The organism is Tissierella sp. (assembly GCF_032104385.1).
Lineage (GTDB): Bacteria > Bacillota > Clostridia > Tissierellales > Tissierellaceae > Tissierella.
Genome location: NZ_DAMCHJ010000005.1, coordinates 16,728 through 34,749, shown reverse-complemented (window position 1 = coordinate 34,749; position 18,022 = coordinate 16,728). Strand labels below are relative to the sequence as shown.

The window sequence follows — 18,022 nt, the reverse complement described above, 5'->3', positions numbered from 1 at the left end:
TCAACTTATTCCATAATCTTTTATCCCAATATGTAAAATCCTACCATACTTCTATAATAATATGAATATAAAATACCAATAAAAGCAAATCTGAAAACAAAGCTATATAAGCAAATCTTTTAATTATATTTTTCTTAATTAGTGCAATAATTACAAGAATCAATGAAATTATAAAAAATATAATATTGCAATATAGGGATAATTCTGTCCCTAAAGGAGTAAGAACCATAGGGATACAGAGGATACTTATTATTGCAAATATCATAGATAAAAACGGTAGTTTTTGGCTCTTTATACTTATACAAGGTTCACCTATAACATTAACAAGATTATCTATATCTCCAACTATTATCTCATCTTTAGTAAAAACATATGAATCATTTGTTATTCCTTCAATTTTAATAATATATTCCTTGTCATTTATATTTAAAAGCCTAACGTCCTTTATATTTGCAATACTTTTAAATGCACTTCCTTTGATTTCAAGACTTTCATCATCTATCTTTTCAATTGAGCATATTAAGTTTCCCTTTATTTTTATTCTTCTATAATCAATATAATATCCTGCCCAAGATAAGATAAAAATGGATATAAACATAATACTAGCTTGTGGCTTGTCTATTAACATGATTGAAAGAAATACGCAAATAATTGAAATAACTATATTGAAATAAATCCTCTTAGAATATTTAATATATCTAATAACATCTTTTCTAGGGTTTAGTTTAAATGCTATTATGGATTTTTCAAAGCTTTCCTCAGCTCTATCCTTTGGCTTATAATTTTCATATTTATACTTTAATTCTTTTATAAATTCTACATGCTTGTCCTCTAAATCATAAGGAATTTCAAGTCTATTAATAGATGCCTTAGACCGTTTATCCATCTTAATTATTAGGCTATGCCTACTGTCCTTCATTGTTTTTATATCACTAAAAGGAAATATCAATTGATTATTTTCTACTTTAGCTATTAATTCCTCTTCTCCAATGATAAAGTTCAAGGATATAATCTTGTGTTTGCTTAATAATGACCTAACTATAACCATCAGATACAATGCAAAATATATAGAACCTAATAAAAATATATAGTTAAAAGACTTTAAATATCCTACAGCTAAAAATATAATTGCTATTAAAGTCTTATAATCTATCAATAGCTTTAGATTTTTTATTATTATTTCTTTTTTAGTTTTTGTATAATTATAATTCATGATTATCCCCCATAGACCTTATTTTATCTACTCTACCGTAACTGACTTCGCCAAATTCCTTGGCTTATCTACATCATTTCCTTTTATAACAGATGTATAATAAGCAAGTAGCTGAGTAGGTATAACTGTTAAAACTGGTGCCAATATATTATCAACTTCTGGAATATAAATAGTATAGTCAGCATGATTTAAACTTTTATCTAATCCTTCTTTTATTATAGAAATAGTAGTTGCTCCTCTAGCCTTTACTTCTTGTATATTTGAAACCATCTTTTCATATAAATAATCTTGACTAGCTACCCCAATAACAGGAGTTCCTTTTTCAATTAAGGCTATGGTTCCATGCTTTAACTCTCCTGCTGCAAAAGCTTCTGTATGGATATAAGAAATCTCCTTTAATTTTAGGGCTCCTTCCATAGAAGTCTGATAATCTAATCCCCTACCTATATAAAAAACGCTATTTTTATCCTTAATTACTTCTGCTATTCTCTTTATTCCATCGACATCTTTAAGGATATTCTTTACCTTTTCTGGTAATTCCTTAATCCTTTCAATTATATCAAAGTAGTAATCTTCTGTAATACTATCCTTAATATTTGCCATATAAAGTGCAACCATATATAAAGCCACCAATTGTGTAGTATATGCCTTTGTTGATGCAACAGCAATCTCTGGTCCTGCCCAGGTATAGAATACATCATCTGATTCTCTAGCTACAGATGAACCTAGTACATTGGTAATTGAAAGAATTCTTGCCCCCTTTTTCTTCGCCTCTCTAATGGCTGCAAGAGTATCTGCAGTTTCTCCTGACTGACTAACTGCTATAATCAAAGTATTCTCATCAATAAATGGATCTCTATATCTAAATTCTGATGCTACGTCAGGCTCCACAGGAATATTAGTAAGTTTTTCTATTACATATCTTCCTACTAAACCTGCATGATAAGCCGTACCACAAGCTACAATATAAATCTTGGTAATCTTATCTAATTCTTCCTTTGTTAGATTAATATCATCTAATTTTATTCTTCCATTGCCATCAAGTCTTCTTAGTAAAGTTTCCTTAATTGCCAATGGCTGTTCATAGATTTCTTTAAGCATAAAATGGGGGTATCCACCTTTTGAAGCAGCTTCAATATTCCAGTTTACTGTAAACTTCTCTCTTTTTATTTCATTTCTATTTTCATCATAGATTTTAACATTGTCTTTTGTTAAATAAACAATCTCTCCATTTTCTAAAAAATATACATCCTTAGTATATTTTAGCAATGCTGGAATATCTGACGCTATGAAATTTTCACCATGCCCCAAGCCCACTACTAATGGACTTTCTTTTCTAACGGCAACTAATTCATCAGGATTATTTGATGAGATAATCCCTAAAGCATATGCTCCTCTAAGCATATTCACAGTTTTAAATACTGTACTAAGCAAATCGCCATCATAAAGACTATCTAATAAATGTACTATTACTTCTGTATCTGTCTGAGACTTAAATTTATATCCCTTTTTCAGCAATTCTTCTCTAAGCTCGTTATAGTTTTCTATTATTCCATTGTGTACTACTGCTATAGTTTCTTTTTCATTTAGATGGGGATGGGAGTTTACATCTGACGGTGCTCCATGGGTTGCCCATCTTGTATGACCTATTCCTACGCTTCCTATTAATGGATTCTCTTTTAAATAATCCTCTAATACTGAAAGTCTGCCTTTTAATTTCTTAAATTTAATATGATCATTTCCATTTACTGCAATACCTGATGAATCATATCCTCTGTATTCTAGTTTTTCTAATCCTTGCAATATTACTTCCTGTGCATCTTTATTTCCAATATATCCTACTATTCCACACATATTATAGCCTCCTAATTTATTTTATTTGTGTGAATTTTTTAAAACAATATAAATAAATATCCTATGTACAAAGCTAGTAATAGTATTCCCGTAAATCTTCCTATTCTTTCACGAAATATTCCAACTAATATAAACATTAGTGTTACTGCTGTACCCATAGGAACATCTAAACTCAAAGTTTGATTTGATATAATAAGACCTCTATTGCTAACTAAAGTCGATACTCCCATAACTATAGTCATATTTAATATATTTGCTCCTATTATATTTCCTACGGATATGTTTTGCTTATCTTTTATAGTAGCTGTTACAGCTGTTACAAATTCAGGCAAAGACGTTCCTACTGCAAGTAAAGTTAAGCTAACCACTTGCTTGGGAATTCTCAAGAGATTTGCTATTTCCACACCAGTCTTTACCAATATATTTGCACCATAGACAATAAGAAATGAACCTACTGCAAATTTAGCAGCATTTGAAAATACTTCTACCTTTTTGATATCTTTTTGATCCCTTTTTTTAGCATTTCCTTTTTCATTCTTATGCTCAAAAATATTTATTAAAATAAATGGTAAGATTAACAGTAATAAAATCTTCCCTTCTATATGGCTAATCACTCCATCAGATGCAAAGTAATAGAAAGCAGCTAGATATCCAAACATCATTGCTCCTTTGATGCCAAAGAAATCATCCTTAATCCTTATTGGTTTTATCAAGGCACATATCCCAATAATAAATGCTATATTACATATATATGAGCCTAATGCATTACCTACTGCCATGTCTGTGAAGCCTTCCTTACTTGATAAAGTTGAAACTAAAAGTTCTGGCAATGTAGTAGCTATACTGACTATAGTAGCACCTATTATCCCAAAGGAAATTCCCGTCTTTTCCGCAATCCAGACGGTGGAATCTAAAAACCAATCTCCACCTTTAACTATCATTATTAATCCAATAATAAATAATAATAAAGTAAAAATGATATTCATATTATCCCCCTATAACTTATTTATTCTTTAATATACTACTTTATATTTATATTTGGATAAGTTTTTTATTATTACCAGACACTTCCTTTTACCATATTGTGGTAACAGTTATTTCCAATCTGAATAAAATAATAATAGTTCAAAATAATAGAGGTGCTCAATGTGGAAAATATATTATTAGTATTAGCATTATCTTTAGATGCCTTTATGGCTAGTATTGCTTATGGGACAAATAAGATAAAAATGCCTTTCAAATCAATATTAATTATTGATATTGTTTGTGCAACCTTTTTAGCATTGTCCATTTTTTTTGGAATTCAAATAAGAAAAGTACTCCCTGAAAGCATTGCCTTAATCTTAGGTGCTACTATACTCATATTACTTGGAATATATTATTTATTTGAAAGTATTTTTAAATCATATTTAGAAAACAAATTGAAAGAAAATGAAAAAGTTAAAATAAAATTATTTGATATATGGTTTGTTATAGATGTATATGTTGATGAAACTAAAGCAGACTTTAATCTATCAAAAAACCTTGACTCTAAAGAAGCCCTATATCTTGCAACAGCTCTTTCCTTAGATTCCCTAGCTGTTGGTTTTGGAAGTAGTTTAGGCAATATCAATTACTTACAAGTAATAGGATTGTCCTTAATTATTGGTATGCTTTCCATTTGGAGTGGATTGTTCATTGGTAAAAAGATCGTTGAAAAAACTAAGATAAATTTATCTTGGCTATCAGGAATTATATTGATAATACTAGGACTATTAAAACTAATTTAAGTCTATAAATCCTAAATAAATATTCCCTACAACTAAAAAGTTGTAGGGAATATTTATTTAACTCTAATATAATCTACATATTTATATTCTAAATCATCCTGTTTATATATATCTGATTCCTTTACTATGTTCCAATCATCAAGTAAATCTAAGTTTGGAATGAAAGCATCTGCATTTTCAAAGGTTTTAAAGATTTTAGTTATATAAGCCTTGTTACAATAGGAGATAGTCTGCTTCGCAATTTCCCCTCCTCCTATTATAAAATTTTCCATTTCATTATTAGGGTTTAACTCCTTTAATAGTGGAAAGAGTTTTTCCAAGGAATTAATTACTCTTACACCTTCTGCTCTATATTCCTTATCTCTAGTAATTACAATATTTATCCTATTAGGTAATGCCTTTTTATCTGGTAAGGATTCAAATGTCTTTCTTCCCATTATAATTATATTACCTTCAGTTAATCTTCTAAATCTTTTTAAGTCTTCTGATATTTTATATAGTAAATCTCCATCATATCCAATATTCCAATTATTATCTACTGCGAATATTAAAATCATATTTCCTCCTATTAATTGTTTGTCTGATATAGTTTTAGATTATATTTATCCTGATACTATTTCCTCATAACTTTTTATAGCATATTGACGTCCTGATTCAGTTAATTTAATTATATCTTCTTGTATATAGATTTTCTCCTCTCTTTTTAATTCCTTTATAATTGATTTTAAAAACTGTTCATTCCAATCTAGATGTTTTTTAATGGTATCAATTCCACTTTCAAGAGCTTCATTCTCTTTACCCTCATGATTATATAAATGAAACATTAAAGATTTCTCTGCAAATTCTACTCTTTGACGTTTTCTCCTACTAATTGTAGTCAAAAGACCTCTTCCAGGAGAAAATACAAAAACTAATATAAATATTATCCCTGTCATCAACGCCATAGATCCAGCTATGGAAACGTCTAAAATAGAAGCAAGCTGATAACCTAGAACTCCATTTAATCCACCTATAAGACCACTTAAAATAAGCATGTTTTTTAAATCATCTGTAATAAGATATGCTGTAACTGGAGAGCCTATCATAAAAGCAATTACTAAAATAGAACCTACTGATTCAAATGCTCCAACAGCAGTTATTGACACAATAGTCATTAAACTATAATGTATTAATGCAGGTGAAAATCCTAAAACAGTTGCTAGTGCAGGATCAAAGGTCACTATTTTAAGCTCCTTAAAGAATATTATTACAAATAAAAGATTTATTATTAGGATAATTCCCATAGAATACATAGATTTTGCTCCTATATCTGCTCCAAATACTTTCAGACGGTCAAAGGGTGCAAATGCAAGCTCTCCTAATAATACAGAGTCTGTATCCAAATGAACTGAGCCAGCATATCTTGATATAATTATTATGGCTATACTAAAAAGCAATGGAAATACAATTCCTATGGCTGAATCCTCGGATACCAATTTAGTACTATTTAGCATCTCAGTTAAAAATACAGTAAATACGCCCATAAGAGCAGCCCCCAATATTAAAATTGGAGATGTTAAGCTATTGGTTATAAAAAATCCAATTACTATACCCAATAAAATCGTATGGGTTATAGCATCTGACATCATGGACATTTTTCGTAGTACTAAAAATACTCCTGGAAGAGAACATGCTGCTGCAACTATAACTGCTATAATTTGAATTTCTAATTGTGGTGACATTATATCTCCTCCTTTTTAAAATGATTTTCCACATATTCTAAACCCTTTTCGGTAATTGCCCATTTATTAAAATAGTCTTTTTTTACAAGTCCTCTGCTTCCTAGGGATTCTAATTTACTTGTAAGCTCCTTTACAGTTCTTCCTGTCTTAGATTTATTTGGCTTGATTATGAAAATATCATGGCTATGATTTATATCCTCATGATTCATAGCTAGACGATAAAGATTTACCAATACTTGATCTTCATTTATTTCTCTTTGTTTCTTCCTATCCCTAAAATATTTCCATATCAATCCCCTATTAGGTGCAAATCCTAAACTAAAGATTACTATTATACTTATGACTATTACTATCATTGGCCCTGTAGGCAGTTTTGAAACTACTGAACTCAATATAGTACCAATAACCCCTGATATTGCTCCAAATATGGCTGATAAAATTACCATAATAGATAGTTTATTTGTCCATTGCCTAGCAGCTACTGCTGGTGCTGTAAGCATAGCACTCATAAGAATAACTCCTACAGTCTGTAACCCTATAATAATAGCCGTTACCATCATAAAGAAAAGTAATGTAGTTATACTTTTTGCAGAGAAACCAAGACTCTCTGCATAATCCCCATCAAATGATACTATCTTAAATTCCTTCCAAAATATAATAGTTAATGTTATTAAAACTATTCCCAGTATTCCCATAACCTTAACATCTCTCTGAAGCAAAGTAGATGCCTGACCAAAAATAAATTTTTCTAATCCTGCTTGATTTGCATTAGGTATTTTTTGGATATGTGTTAATAAAACAATTCCCCCTCCAAAAAAGACTGATAATATTAATGCCAAAGCACTATCAAACTTAATTCTTGAATATTTAACTATGGCAAGAATAATGAATGTGGATAATAATCCTGATATTAAAGCCCCTAATAGCAATACTTCTGTTCTTTTAGTTTGAGTCATTAAAAATGCTAATGCTATACCTGGTAATGCTGAGTGGGAAACAGCATCTCCTAATAAACTTTCTTTCCTTATGACGGCAAAACTACCTAATACTCCAGATATTATACCTAAAAGAGCAGAACCTAATGATACAATTCTCAAAGTATAATCTGTTAAAATAAGATTTAATACCACTATTCTCACCTACCTCTTTAAAATTTGACCTGTACTTCTATAGGTTTTCTTTAAATTTTCATCTGTAAAAACTTCATTAACTGGTCCACTAGCTATGATTTGAGTATTTAACAATACTACCCAATCAAAATATTCTTCTACTGTTTGAAGATCATGATGAACAACTATTATGGTTTTTCCTCTTTTCTTTAGCTCCTTTAGAATTGCTATTATAGCCTTCTCAGTCTTAGCATCTACTCCCTTAAAAGGTTCATCCATAAAGTATATATCTGCATCTTGAACTAATGCTCTAGCAAGAAATATTCTCTGCTGCTGTCCACCAGACAATTGCGATATCTGCCTATCTGCGAACTCTATCATGCCTACTTTTTCTAAGGCTTCTCTAGCCTTCTTTTTATCATCTTCCCTTGGACGTTTAAACCATCCCAATTCTCCGTACCTTCCCATAAGAACTACATCTAAAACATTAGCTGGAAAGTCCCAGTCTACACTTTCTGATTGAGGTACATATCCTATATGTTTTCTTTGAGATTTATAACTTTGACCATTAAATAGTACATTCCCTGATACAGGTTTTATTAAATCCAGCATAGCCTTTATCAAAGTGGACTTTCCTGCACCATTTGGTCCAACTATAGCCATTAAAACAGATTTTGGAATATTAAGATCTATGTCCCATAATACAGGCTTTGCTTGATATGCTACTGTCATATCTTCAACTTCTATTATATAATTGTAATCCATTTTTATTTCCTCTCCCTTGCTCAATTATTTCAATGCATCAACAATAGTATCTATATTTGCTTTAAATGTGCCTATATAAGTTTCAGCATCGGTTCCTATATCACCTGTAGAGTCTGAATAAAGTTCTCCACCGATTTCCACTTGAAATCCTTGAGCTTTTACTGCTTCCTGCAACGCTTCAATACTTTTTCTTGGGACTGATGACTCCACAAATATTGCCTTAATCCTACGCTCTACAATAAACTTTGCCAACTGACTAACATCAGATGTTCCAGCTTCTGAGGCTGTACTTATACCTTGCAGTCCCTTTACTTCAAAACCGTAAGCATTTCCAAAATAGTTAAAAGCATCATGAGCTGTTATGAGAACTCTTTTTTCTTCAGGTAATTCCGATATTCTTTGTTGAATATATTTTTCAAGTTCATCAAGTTCTCCTAAATATTTTTCTAAATTAGAATCAAATTCCTTTCCATGTTCCTCATCTAATTCCTTAAGCCCTATTGCTACAGTTCTGGCAGCCTCTTTCCACAAACTTACATCAAACCATATATGAGGATCGTAACTTCCAGGACTGGTGACAAAATCAATAAAATTTGATTCATCAATATCTTGAGATACTGCTAAAATCAGCTTTTTACTATTTTCTATGTTTTCAAATATATCTCCCATTTTTCCTTCTAAATGAAGCCCATTATAGACTACCATATCTGCATCTTGCATTAATTTAACATCTCCAGCACTTGCCTTATATAAATGAGGGTCTACTCCAGGCCCCATCAACCCTTGAACATTTACATACTCTCCACCTATGACATTCACAAGGTCTGCAATCAAAGTAGTCGTTGCAACGACTTTATATTTATCATCATTTGTAACATCATTTCCATTTCCACATCCTACTGCCATGACCATTACAATAGATAAAACCATAATCAAACTTAATATTCTTTTCATTATTTATTCCTCCCTTATTATCTTTGACCCATGAGGACATTCCTTTGGGTAATTCAAATATCTATCCAATCTTTCTTCTAACATATCACTGGTTACGTGTTCTAGTTTCTCTGCTTCTTCATGTATTTCATCCAAATTATATCCCAGCTTCTCTACTAGAAAAAACTCCCATAGAAGATGCCTGTTTCTAATTTTTTTAGCTTCTTTAGTTCCATATTTTGTAAGCCTTATACCTTGATATAATGTATACTCAACATATCCATCTTGTAACAACTTTTTTATCATCTCCGATACAGAAGGAGCAGATATATCAAGTTTTGTAGCTATATCCTTGTTACTAACTAAATCATTCTCCCCACCTAGTTCATAAATGACTTTTAAATAATCTTCCTTACTTATGTTCATAATCTTCCTCCATATTGGTAAATGTTAGGCATGCCTAACTTATTTATATAATACCCCTTTTTTTGCTCTTAACACAGTATTTAATAAGATATTAAAAAACTTCCATCAAAACTACTCCCCTTATAGTCCACAGTTTTATTATTTTAGCTGTCTACTACAAGGGGAGCATATCATGGTTATGAGTTTTTTTATTCTATCCATAATAAATTCATTTACTAAATTAAAATAATCATTTCAAAATTGCCCTGTAAATTTCATTTTATTATAAGTTAAAAGCCTGTGCCAATCCATTAATTAATTCTTTTATCTCTCCTCCCTCAAAAAAATATGATAAACTTAATTCTGATGTACATAATTTTTTATATTTTACATTGGTTTCTTTTATTAAATCAAATATCTTTGAAGTAACTTCTGCCTGATTTATTCGTCCAGTACCTATTATAGATACCCTTGTAGTATTATTGACTTCCACCTCTACAAATCTATCTATATCTCTTACTATCTCTTTTTTTATAGGTGAAAACAACTTAGTGTATTCTTTAGAACATATAAAAGAAATATTTAAATTCTTATCTGTTAAATTATTTTCCGTCATTCCAATATCCAGATCATATTTACCTAGTATCTTAAATATATTAGACAAATTGTCTATTTTATTAGGTATATTCTTTATCTTTACTTCTATTTGACTATCGTCTGCAACTAAAGATAAAACTTTTAATTCTTCCATACTATCATCCCCTATTATTGTTCCAATTTCATTTTCAAAACTATTTCCAATACATATTGGTACGCCAAACTTTTTCCCTAGGGCTAATGCCCTTTTATCAATTACCTTGGCACCTAATCTAGTCATTTCTAAACCAATATCATAGCTTAACTTTGGGATTCTGGAAGCCTTTTTATATACATTAGGATCTATTGAATATACTCCGTCTACATCTGTATATATCTCACAAGGGCAATTAAACTTAGCTGCCAAAGCCACAGCAGTAGTATCTGATCCTCCCCTTCCTAAAGTTGTAATATCTCCTTCTTGATTAATTCCTTGAAACCCTGCTATAACTACTACATTTCCTTCTTTTAAATATTTTTTTATTACATCTTCTTCAATATCTACTATACTTGATCTAGTGTGACTTCCCTTAGTATTTATTCTGGCTTGAACTCCAGTTAACGAAACAGCTTTACACCCTAAATTATTTAATGCCATAGAAAGTAAGGCTATTGTTTGCTGCTCACCTGTAGATAATAAAACATCTAACTCCCTATCCAACGGGTTTAAAGATATTCCTTTAGATAATTCAATAAGAATATCCGTATTTTTTCCCATAGCTGAAACTACAACTATGATATCTTTAGTGAATTCCTTCCTTTCAGTAATCTTTTTAGCTATCTGAATAATTTTTTCAGTAGTTGCTACTGAACTGCCACCATATTTTTGAACAATCACGAAATCACGCCCTTTTTTACACTTCTAATCTTGCAATAAAATAATCTTGTGAATTTATCATAAAAGTCTCAACTACTTTTTCTAATTTCTTTCTTAATATGGATTTAGTAGTAAATGCAATACTATCTTTATTTTCAATTATATTTTCTGTAATTCTATTATCAATTATATATCCTTCTATTTTATCCTTGATTTCTTTTTCCGTAGTAATTCTCATATAATATTTACCTTCATATAACTGATTTATATTGTTTAAATTCTTATTTTTCCAAATACAATTTCTTGGATAAGTATTAGCTGTAATATCTATTAAATCACTTACTATTGCATTAGCTGTAGGAAATTTACCTGCACCTTCACCAAAAAATCTTAATTCTCCAACTACATCTCCTACAAAAGAAACCAAATTATTTGCATTATCAACCTTTCCAAAATAAGAATTTTGATTTAAAATAACTGGTTCAACATTAGCATAATATTTATTGTCACTTACAACTGCTGTGCCTAATAACTTAACTGTACTATTCATTCCTTTTATATTTCTTATATCATCACAATTTATACTGCTAATACCATAACAGGAAATATTTTCTTCATCTATTTTATCTTTAAATGCAATAGTTGATAAAATTCTAAGTTTTCTTCTAGTATCATAGCCTTCAATATCATCAATAGGATTTGTCTCTGCATATCCTAAGCCTTGACTTATCTTTAATGCATCTTCAAAATCTAAGTTATCAGATGTCATCTTTGTCAGTATATAATTAGATGTGCCATTTAATATCCCTTTTATTTCTTGTATTTCATTTATATTTATCTGTTCTTTTAAAGGTTTTATAATTGGCATTCCACCACCTACACTGGCTTCATACAAAAAGGACTTATTTCTTTCTTTTGCTAGTTCTGTTAATTCCTCTAAATATTTTGCAACTACAGCTTTATTAGCTGTTATAACATCTTTCCCTTTATTCAATGCTTCTTTTATACAATAATAGGGTTTATCTAACCCCCCCATAACTTCAATAATTAAATCAATATTATCATCTTCAATTATTTCATAAATATCTGTAGTCAGTTTCTCTTTATTTATTTTAATGTCCCGTCTTTTATCTATATCCTTCACCAAAACCTTAGATATATTAATTTCTTGTTTTACTAGGTTTTCTAGGTATTGTTTTCTTTCTTCTAATATCTGAACAATTCCCGTTCCCACTGTTCCCAATCCTAACAATCCAATATTTAGCATCGCCTCTCTCCCCTTTCTTATATTAAATAGTATCGTAACCAGTTATCTATTAAAATTTGTGAATGATCTCCCCATGTATTTTTAGGCAATAAATTAAAATCATCATTGGGAAAATAATTTTTAGGTAAATTCGGTAATAATCCTTTATCTATATCCCTTCTATATTCATTGCTTAAAGTATCCTCTCCATACTCTGGATGACCTGTAATATATATTTCCTTCCCTTCTACTTGAGCTACTATATATATTCCTGAATCATTTGACTTAGATAGAATTTCTAATCCTTGGAAGCTTTCTATGTCCTCTTCCCTAATTTCAAAGTACCTAGAATGCGGAGAAATTATTTTTTCTCCACAATTTTTAAGTAATAAAGAATTTTCATTTAAAATCTCATGGTTAAATATGCCATTTATCTTTTTATGAATTGTATGTTTAGGTATTTTGTAATTATAATATAATCCTGCTGCTACTGCCCAACATAAATAGATGGTGGATTTAATATGTTTATTAGAATAATCTATTATATCCTTTAACTCTTCCCAGTAAGATATTTCATTAAAATCTACAAATTCTAAGGGAGCACCGGTTATTATCATCCCATCATAATTTGTATTCCTTACTTCATCTAATGTTTTATAAGTTTCTTCTAGATAATTTAGATCTATATTTTTAGGTTTATATGTTTTTGTATATAAGAAATCCACCTGTACATCTATAAAACTATTTCCTAGTATTTTTAATAACTGATATTCAGTTTCTGTTTTATTAGGCATTAAGTTTAATATTAATGTCTTTGGTAAACCCTTGAGATTACTTTTATAATTAATATCTATATTGTCTTTAATCAGCCGTTCTATTGCTGAAATATTTCTATGAATTATCAATCCCATATTTTAATTCCCCAATGCTGTTTCAAAATCTTTTATTATATCTTCAATATTCTCAATTCCAACAGAAACTCTTATCATATCTCCACTTATACCTGCTAATTCTAGTTCTTCATCTGATAACTGTCTATGAGTAGTAGTTGCTGGATGAAGTATTGATGTTCTTACTTCTCCTAAATGTATTACTAAGCCAGTTAATTTTATATTCTTAATAAATTCTTTAGCGGCCTCTTTTCCTCCTTTAATACCAAATGCTAATATTCCCGAAGCACCTAATGGTAAATATTTTTCTGCCAATTTATAATTATTATTAGATTCTAGCTTGGGATAATTAACCCAACTTATCTTAGGATGAAATTCTAAATATTTTGCTAATGCTAAGGCATTGTCACTATGTCTTTTAATTCTTAAATGTAAGGTTTCTATACCTAGATTTATTAAAAATGCATTAAAAGGGCTTAAACAATTGCCTAAGTCTCTTAAAAGCTGTACTCTTGCTTTTGTAATATAGGCCTTTTCTTTAAATTCCTTAACGTATTGAATACCATGATACGCTGGATCAGGCTCAGTTAATTCTTTAAACTTTCCATTATCCCAATTATAGTTTCCTCCATCGACTATTACCCCTCCAACAGATGTAGCATGCCCATCTAAATACTTAGTAGCTGAATGAATTATTATATTAGCTCCATATTCAAATGGACTACATAAATATGGCGTTGGAAAAGTATTATCAATAATAAGTGGTAAATCTACCTTCTTGGCCAAGTTAGAAAACTTTTCAAAATCCAATACCTTAGGAGATGGATTACTTATGGATTCTGCAAAAATTGCCCTTGTATTTGGTCTAACATATTTAATAAATTCTTCTAGTTCCAAGTCTTGATCAACAAAGGTTACATCTATTCCTAATTTTTTTAAAGTAACTGACAGCAGTGTAAAAGTACCTCCATATATATTGGATGATGCTAATATATGATCTCCGCTTTTACATATATTGAGTATGGCTATTAAAGTAGCTGACTGACCAGATGCCACAGCTAAAGCACCTACTCCTCCCTCTAATATACTTACTTTCTCTTCTAAAGCAGCAACTGTTGGATTGCTGATTCTACTATACATATGTCCTTCCTGTTTTAAATCAAATAAATCTGCCAAATAATCTGGATCTTCATATTTATAGGTTGTACTTTGAATTATTGGAAAAACCCTCGGTTCTCCTGACCTTGGATTATATCCTCCATGCACACAAATAGTTTCTTTTTTCATTTTTTATTCCTCCTTTTATAATTAAAAAATCCCTTTCTAGATAAGAAGGGATTTATAATATAAAAGGATATAAAACTCCACTTCTTATCTCTCAGCTTTCACTGCAGGAATTAGCACATTTTTTAAGCTTATAGCTTAAAATTGCTGCCGGGTTTCATCGGGCCAGTCCCTCCACCTCTCTAGATAAGAAAATATTAAATTGTAATTTAAAAAACCTTCTTAGCTAATGCTAAGAAGGTTGATTTTCTATTAAATCATCTTATCGGCATTAGCAGAACCACCTTGCCTAATGGCAGGTTGGCGTAGGGTCATAGAGCTAATTCTCTACCCTAACTCTTGATAAGGAAAACTATTAAATTATTAAAATGATATTAGCATATAAAATTAAATATGTCAACAGCAAAAAATATTTTATTAATTATCTTTTACGCTTTAAAATTATAAATTGGCTTTATTATATTTACTATCTCTGCAGTTTCAGCAATATTATTCACTATTTCCTCCATTGGTTTATATGCAAAAGGACTTTCATCTAATGTATGTTCATTTATTGAAGTAGAATAAATGCCTTCCATACTTTTCTTAAACTTATCCATAGTAATTACTTCCTTTGCAACATTTCTGCTCATAAGTCTTCCTGCTCCATGGGGAGCAGAATAGTTCCAATCAGCATTACCCTTTCCAACTGCAATTATAGAGCCATCTCTCATATTCATAGGAATTAAAATCTTTTCTCCTTCATAGGCGGATATAGCACCTTTCCTTATAATATTATCTTTGAAGTTTATATAGTTATGGATGGTTTCAAAATAGTTAAATTCATTAAGTCCTTTTCCAAATAAATTATTTAATATAATATCTGCTATCATTTCACGATTTAAACTTGCATATTCTTGACATATCTTCATATCATGTAAATACTTTTCTCTATATTCTCCAGTTAAATAACATAAGGATTTAGGATATTTAGGTTTAAGTTCATCGTATTCCTTCTTTAGTTCCTCTAAAACTTTCTTTATTTCTTTTCTCCTGCCTTCTGCTTTATAACTAGCAATTATTTCTTCCCTTTTAATAAAATAATCACCTTTCCCACTACATAAATCTATTGCTAATTTTTGATAAATTTCAGCAACTTGCTTCCCTAGATTTCTACTGCCTGAATGAATTACTAAATATTTATTGTTCTTACTATCTACTCCAACTTCTATAAAATGATTGCCACCACCTAAGGTTCCTATGCTTCTTTCTATTCTTTTAGTATCCTTCAAATCCCTAAAGCAGTATAAATCATTGAATTTATCAAATTTAAACTTTCTTTCCATATGTGTGGATTTTCCAGAAGGAATCTTTTTATTTATTATATCGTCTAATCTTGGTAAGTCCATATCTATATTGCCAAGTTCAACAGTTAGCATGCCACATCCTATGTCCACTCCCACAATATTAGGTATTGCCTTATCTCCCATATTAGCAGTAAAACCTATTACACAGCCCATACCTTGATGAACATCCGGCATTATTCGAACCTTTGAGTCCTCTATAAAATCTTGATTTAATAACTCTATTATTTGTTCTCTTGCTCCGTCTTCTAAATTGTCTGTAAATACTTTAGCTATATTATATTTTCCTTTTAACTCCATTTAGTCACCTCTATATTTAATCATATTATATATCAAGTGTAGCTCTATTTTTCCCTGATTTTTTAGATTTGTATAATGCCATGTCAGCTCTTTTGATTGCAGATAAAAAGTTTTCATCATCTTCAGTGAAATAGGAAGCACCTATTGAAATAGTTACATGATATTTTTTACCTTCAGATTCATACTCAAAACTTTCTATATCCCTTAAAATTTTATCTGTAAATGATTCTAAATGCTCTTCTTTCAGCCCTTCACAAATAAGAAGAAATTCTTCTCCCCCCCATCTGTAAAGAAAATCTGTCCTTCTTGTAGACTTATTTATGATTTCTACAATATTGGTTAAAACTATATCTCCCACATCATGTCCATAATTATCATTAATTTTCTTAAAGTCATCTATATCAAAGAAAATAATTGTATAAACATAATTATATCTTCTAAATAAATAGAATATTTCTTCTAATTTTTTTGTAGCAGCCCGTCTATTAAAAGCCTTAGTGAGTTCATCCATATTTAGTTCTTCCATTAATTCTTTATTGGAGTTTTTATAATACCAATGTTCTAAGATTAATACTATTGAAATCCCTATAAAAATTAACCCTAATGATAGGATAATTATCAATGTAGTAATTTTAGAAATAGCTTTATCTCCATCCTTAGAAATTTCATCTATATATGGTTGAATATCATCGAAATAAATTCCCATGGCTATAATCCAATTATAATCTTTATATAATTTTGCATAAGTTAACTTTTCAGCAACTTCATTACATGTTTTCTTTTTAAAAAAATAAGTAAAATATATTTCTCCATTTTCTTTAATTCCATTGAGTTCCGTCAGATAGGGATGATTTCCCTCAATATCCTGCATCTTTGTAGATAAATATATACCTTCTGTGTCTTTTAAGTTTGGATGAATACGCCGAATAGCATAGTCATCTCCACCATCATAATTTATAACCTCATTTATCCAAATATAAGCATCATTTTCGAAGCTATCCCTATGTATCCGTTTTTTTATAGATTCTGTAGTAGCATTTTTTATATAATCTTTGGTCACACCATAAAGAATATAGTATTGTCCATAATCATCTTCGTTATAAGCTATGAAATCCTTCTTTAAATTCTCAGTATAAGAATGAATACCTTCAATATCTATCATATGATTTATATTATTTTGATATAAAACTTCATCTACATCTCTATCCAATATAAGTATACTAAAAGATTCCTTTGTAGTTCCTATTTCAAAATAATCAATAGTTTTTTTCAAAAAATCTTCTTGTTTTAACTGATGATATTCTGATATAACCTTAGCCGCTCTATCTACACGTTTTTTATTAGTTTCTATTATCTCTGCTTGTGTTTGCTCAATATTATTTATCATATTATTAACAGAATCCTTTAGAAAATCTTTTTTTATGTTTATAATACGTTCTTTAATATATTGGGCATATAATATTTTTACATCTCTAAAGGTAGATATATAAAAATAATTTATAATGGCTAATAGAAAAACTATAGAAAAGATAAGCAGAAAGATATATAGTTTTCTTACTCTCTCTAAGTTGTAAATTTTGGCAGTTAATTTATGTATCCCCTTTTTCAATTGCCCCATCCTTTCAAACTAATAATTGCCTTCTTATTTATGTTTTTATTGTATCATAATTGCTATAATAGTTGTAACTTCTTATATAAAAACTAATTGAATATTAAGAAATTCCTAGTCAAGAATAA

16 protein-coding genes and 2 riboswitches are annotated in these 18,022 nt (G+C 29.8%); of the genes, 1 reads left to right on the top strand and 15 read right to left on the bottom strand.

Going from position 1 to position 18,022, the window contains the following annotated elements; genetic code table 11:
* Positions 1 to 40: 40 nt before the first annotated feature.
* From RT714_RS06835 to RT714_RS06825, 3 genes are read right to left on the bottom strand one after another with little or no spacing between them, the layout of a single operon-like run.
* Entirely contained in the window at positions 41 to 1,213 is a 1,173-nt protein-coding gene (locus tag RT714_RS06835; RefSeq protein WP_313756832.1) for a hypothetical protein, read from the bottom strand.
* Positions 1,214 to 1,240: 27 nt separating this feature from the next.
* Positions 1,241 to 3,067, bottom strand: a complete 1,827-nt coding sequence (gene glmS, locus RT714_RS06830) for a glutamine--fructose-6-phosphate transaminase (isomerizing) (protein ID WP_313756831.1) — start codon at positions 3,065 to 3,067, stop codon at positions 1,241 to 1,243.
* Positions 3,068 to 3,105: 38 nt separating this feature from the next.
* On the bottom strand, positions 3,106 to 4,053 hold the full coding sequence (locus RT714_RS06825) for a calcium/sodium antiporter (RefSeq protein ID WP_313756830.1): 948 nt from the start codon (positions 4,051 to 4,053) through the stop codon (positions 3,106 to 3,108).
* Positions 4,054 to 4,215: 162 nt separating this feature from the next.
* On the opposite strand from RT714_RS06825, the gene ytaF reads away from it, so the two are divergent.
* Positions 4,216 to 4,836, top strand: coding sequence for a sporulation membrane protein YtaF (gene ytaF / locus RT714_RS06820; RefSeq protein ID WP_313756829.1), 621 nt, complete (start codon positions 4,216 to 4,218; stop codon positions 4,834 to 4,836).
* 53 nt (positions 4,837 to 4,889) lie between these two features.
* Here the strand turns inward: ytaF and RT714_RS06815 are convergent, their stop codons facing one another.
* The 12 genes from RT714_RS06815 to RT714_RS06760 form a co-directional block, all read right to left on the bottom strand.
* Positions 4,890 to 5,393 (bottom strand): dihydrofolate reductase, encoded by a 504-nt coding sequence (locus RT714_RS06815; protein ID WP_313756828.1) that lies wholly within the window; start codon positions 5,391 to 5,393, stop codon positions 4,890 to 4,892.
* 45 nt (positions 5,394 to 5,438) lie between these two features.
* Positions 5,439 to 6,557, bottom strand: coding sequence for a metal ABC transporter permease (locus RT714_RS06810; RefSeq protein ID WP_313756827.1), 1,119 nt, complete (start codon positions 6,555 to 6,557; stop codon positions 5,439 to 5,441).
* Positions 6,557 to 7,687 (bottom strand): iron chelate uptake ABC transporter family permease subunit, encoded by a 1,131-nt coding sequence (locus RT714_RS06805; protein WP_313756826.1) that lies wholly within the window; start codon positions 7,685 to 7,687, stop codon positions 6,557 to 6,559. The genes RT714_RS06810 and RT714_RS06805 overlap by 1 nt, the downstream gene beginning before the upstream one ends.
* Positions 7,688 to 7,696: 9 nt before the next feature.
* Positions 7,697 to 8,431, bottom strand: a complete 735-nt coding sequence (locus RT714_RS06800; protein WP_313756825.1) for a metal ABC transporter ATP-binding protein — start codon at positions 8,429 to 8,431, stop codon at positions 7,697 to 7,699.
* Between the two features lie 24 nt (positions 8,432 to 8,455).
* Positions 8,456 to 9,385 (bottom strand): metal ABC transporter solute-binding protein, Zn/Mn family, encoded by a 930-nt coding sequence (locus RT714_RS06795; protein WP_313756824.1) that lies wholly within the window; start codon positions 9,383 to 9,385, stop codon positions 8,456 to 8,458.
* Positions 9,386 to 9,388: 3 nt separating this feature from the next.
* The gene (locus RT714_RS06790; protein WP_313756823.1) at positions 9,389 to 9,790 is read right to left on the bottom strand and encodes a metal-dependent transcriptional regulator; all 402 of its coding nucleotides are present in this window, start codon (positions 9,788 to 9,790) and stop codon (positions 9,389 to 9,391) included.
* A 262-nt stretch (positions 9,791 to 10,052) separates the two neighbouring features.
* Entirely contained in the window at positions 10,053 to 11,243 is a 1,191-nt protein-coding gene (locus tag RT714_RS06785; RefSeq protein WP_313756822.1) for an aspartate kinase, read from the bottom strand.
* A gap of 16 nt (positions 11,244 to 11,259) precedes the next feature.
* Positions 11,260 to 12,489 (bottom strand): homoserine dehydrogenase, encoded by a 1,230-nt coding sequence (locus RT714_RS06780; RefSeq protein ID WP_313756821.1) that lies wholly within the window; start codon positions 12,487 to 12,489, stop codon positions 11,260 to 11,262.
* Between the two features lie 17 nt (positions 12,490 to 12,506).
* Entirely contained in the window at positions 12,507 to 13,379 is an 873-nt protein-coding gene (locus tag RT714_RS06775) for a homoserine O-succinyltransferase (RefSeq protein WP_313756820.1), read from the bottom strand.
* A gap of 3 nt (positions 13,380 to 13,382) precedes the next feature.
* Entirely contained in the window at positions 13,383 to 14,645 is a 1,263-nt protein-coding gene (locus tag RT714_RS06770; RefSeq protein WP_313756819.1) for an O-acetylhomoserine aminocarboxypropyltransferase/cysteine synthase family protein, read from the bottom strand.
* An 81-nt stretch (positions 14,646 to 14,726) separates the two neighbouring features.
* A riboswitch (SAM riboswitch) is annotated at positions 14,727 to 14,835 on the bottom strand.
* A 66-nt stretch (positions 14,836 to 14,901) separates the two neighbouring features.
* A riboswitch (SAM riboswitch) is annotated at positions 14,902 to 14,991 on the bottom strand.
* A 79-nt stretch (positions 14,992 to 15,070) separates the two neighbouring features.
* A complete protein-coding gene (locus RT714_RS06765) occupies positions 15,071 to 16,285 on the bottom strand; it encodes an RtcB family protein (RefSeq protein WP_313756818.1) in 1,215 nt (404 codons plus the stop codon).
* Between the two features lie 25 nt (positions 16,286 to 16,310).
* Complete coding sequence (locus tag RT714_RS06760; protein ID WP_313756817.1) at positions 16,311 to 17,894, bottom strand: sensor domain-containing diguanylate cyclase; 1,584 nt, start codon at positions 17,892 to 17,894, stop codon at positions 16,311 to 16,313.
* Between the last annotated feature and the right edge of the window lie 128 nt (positions 17,895 to 18,022).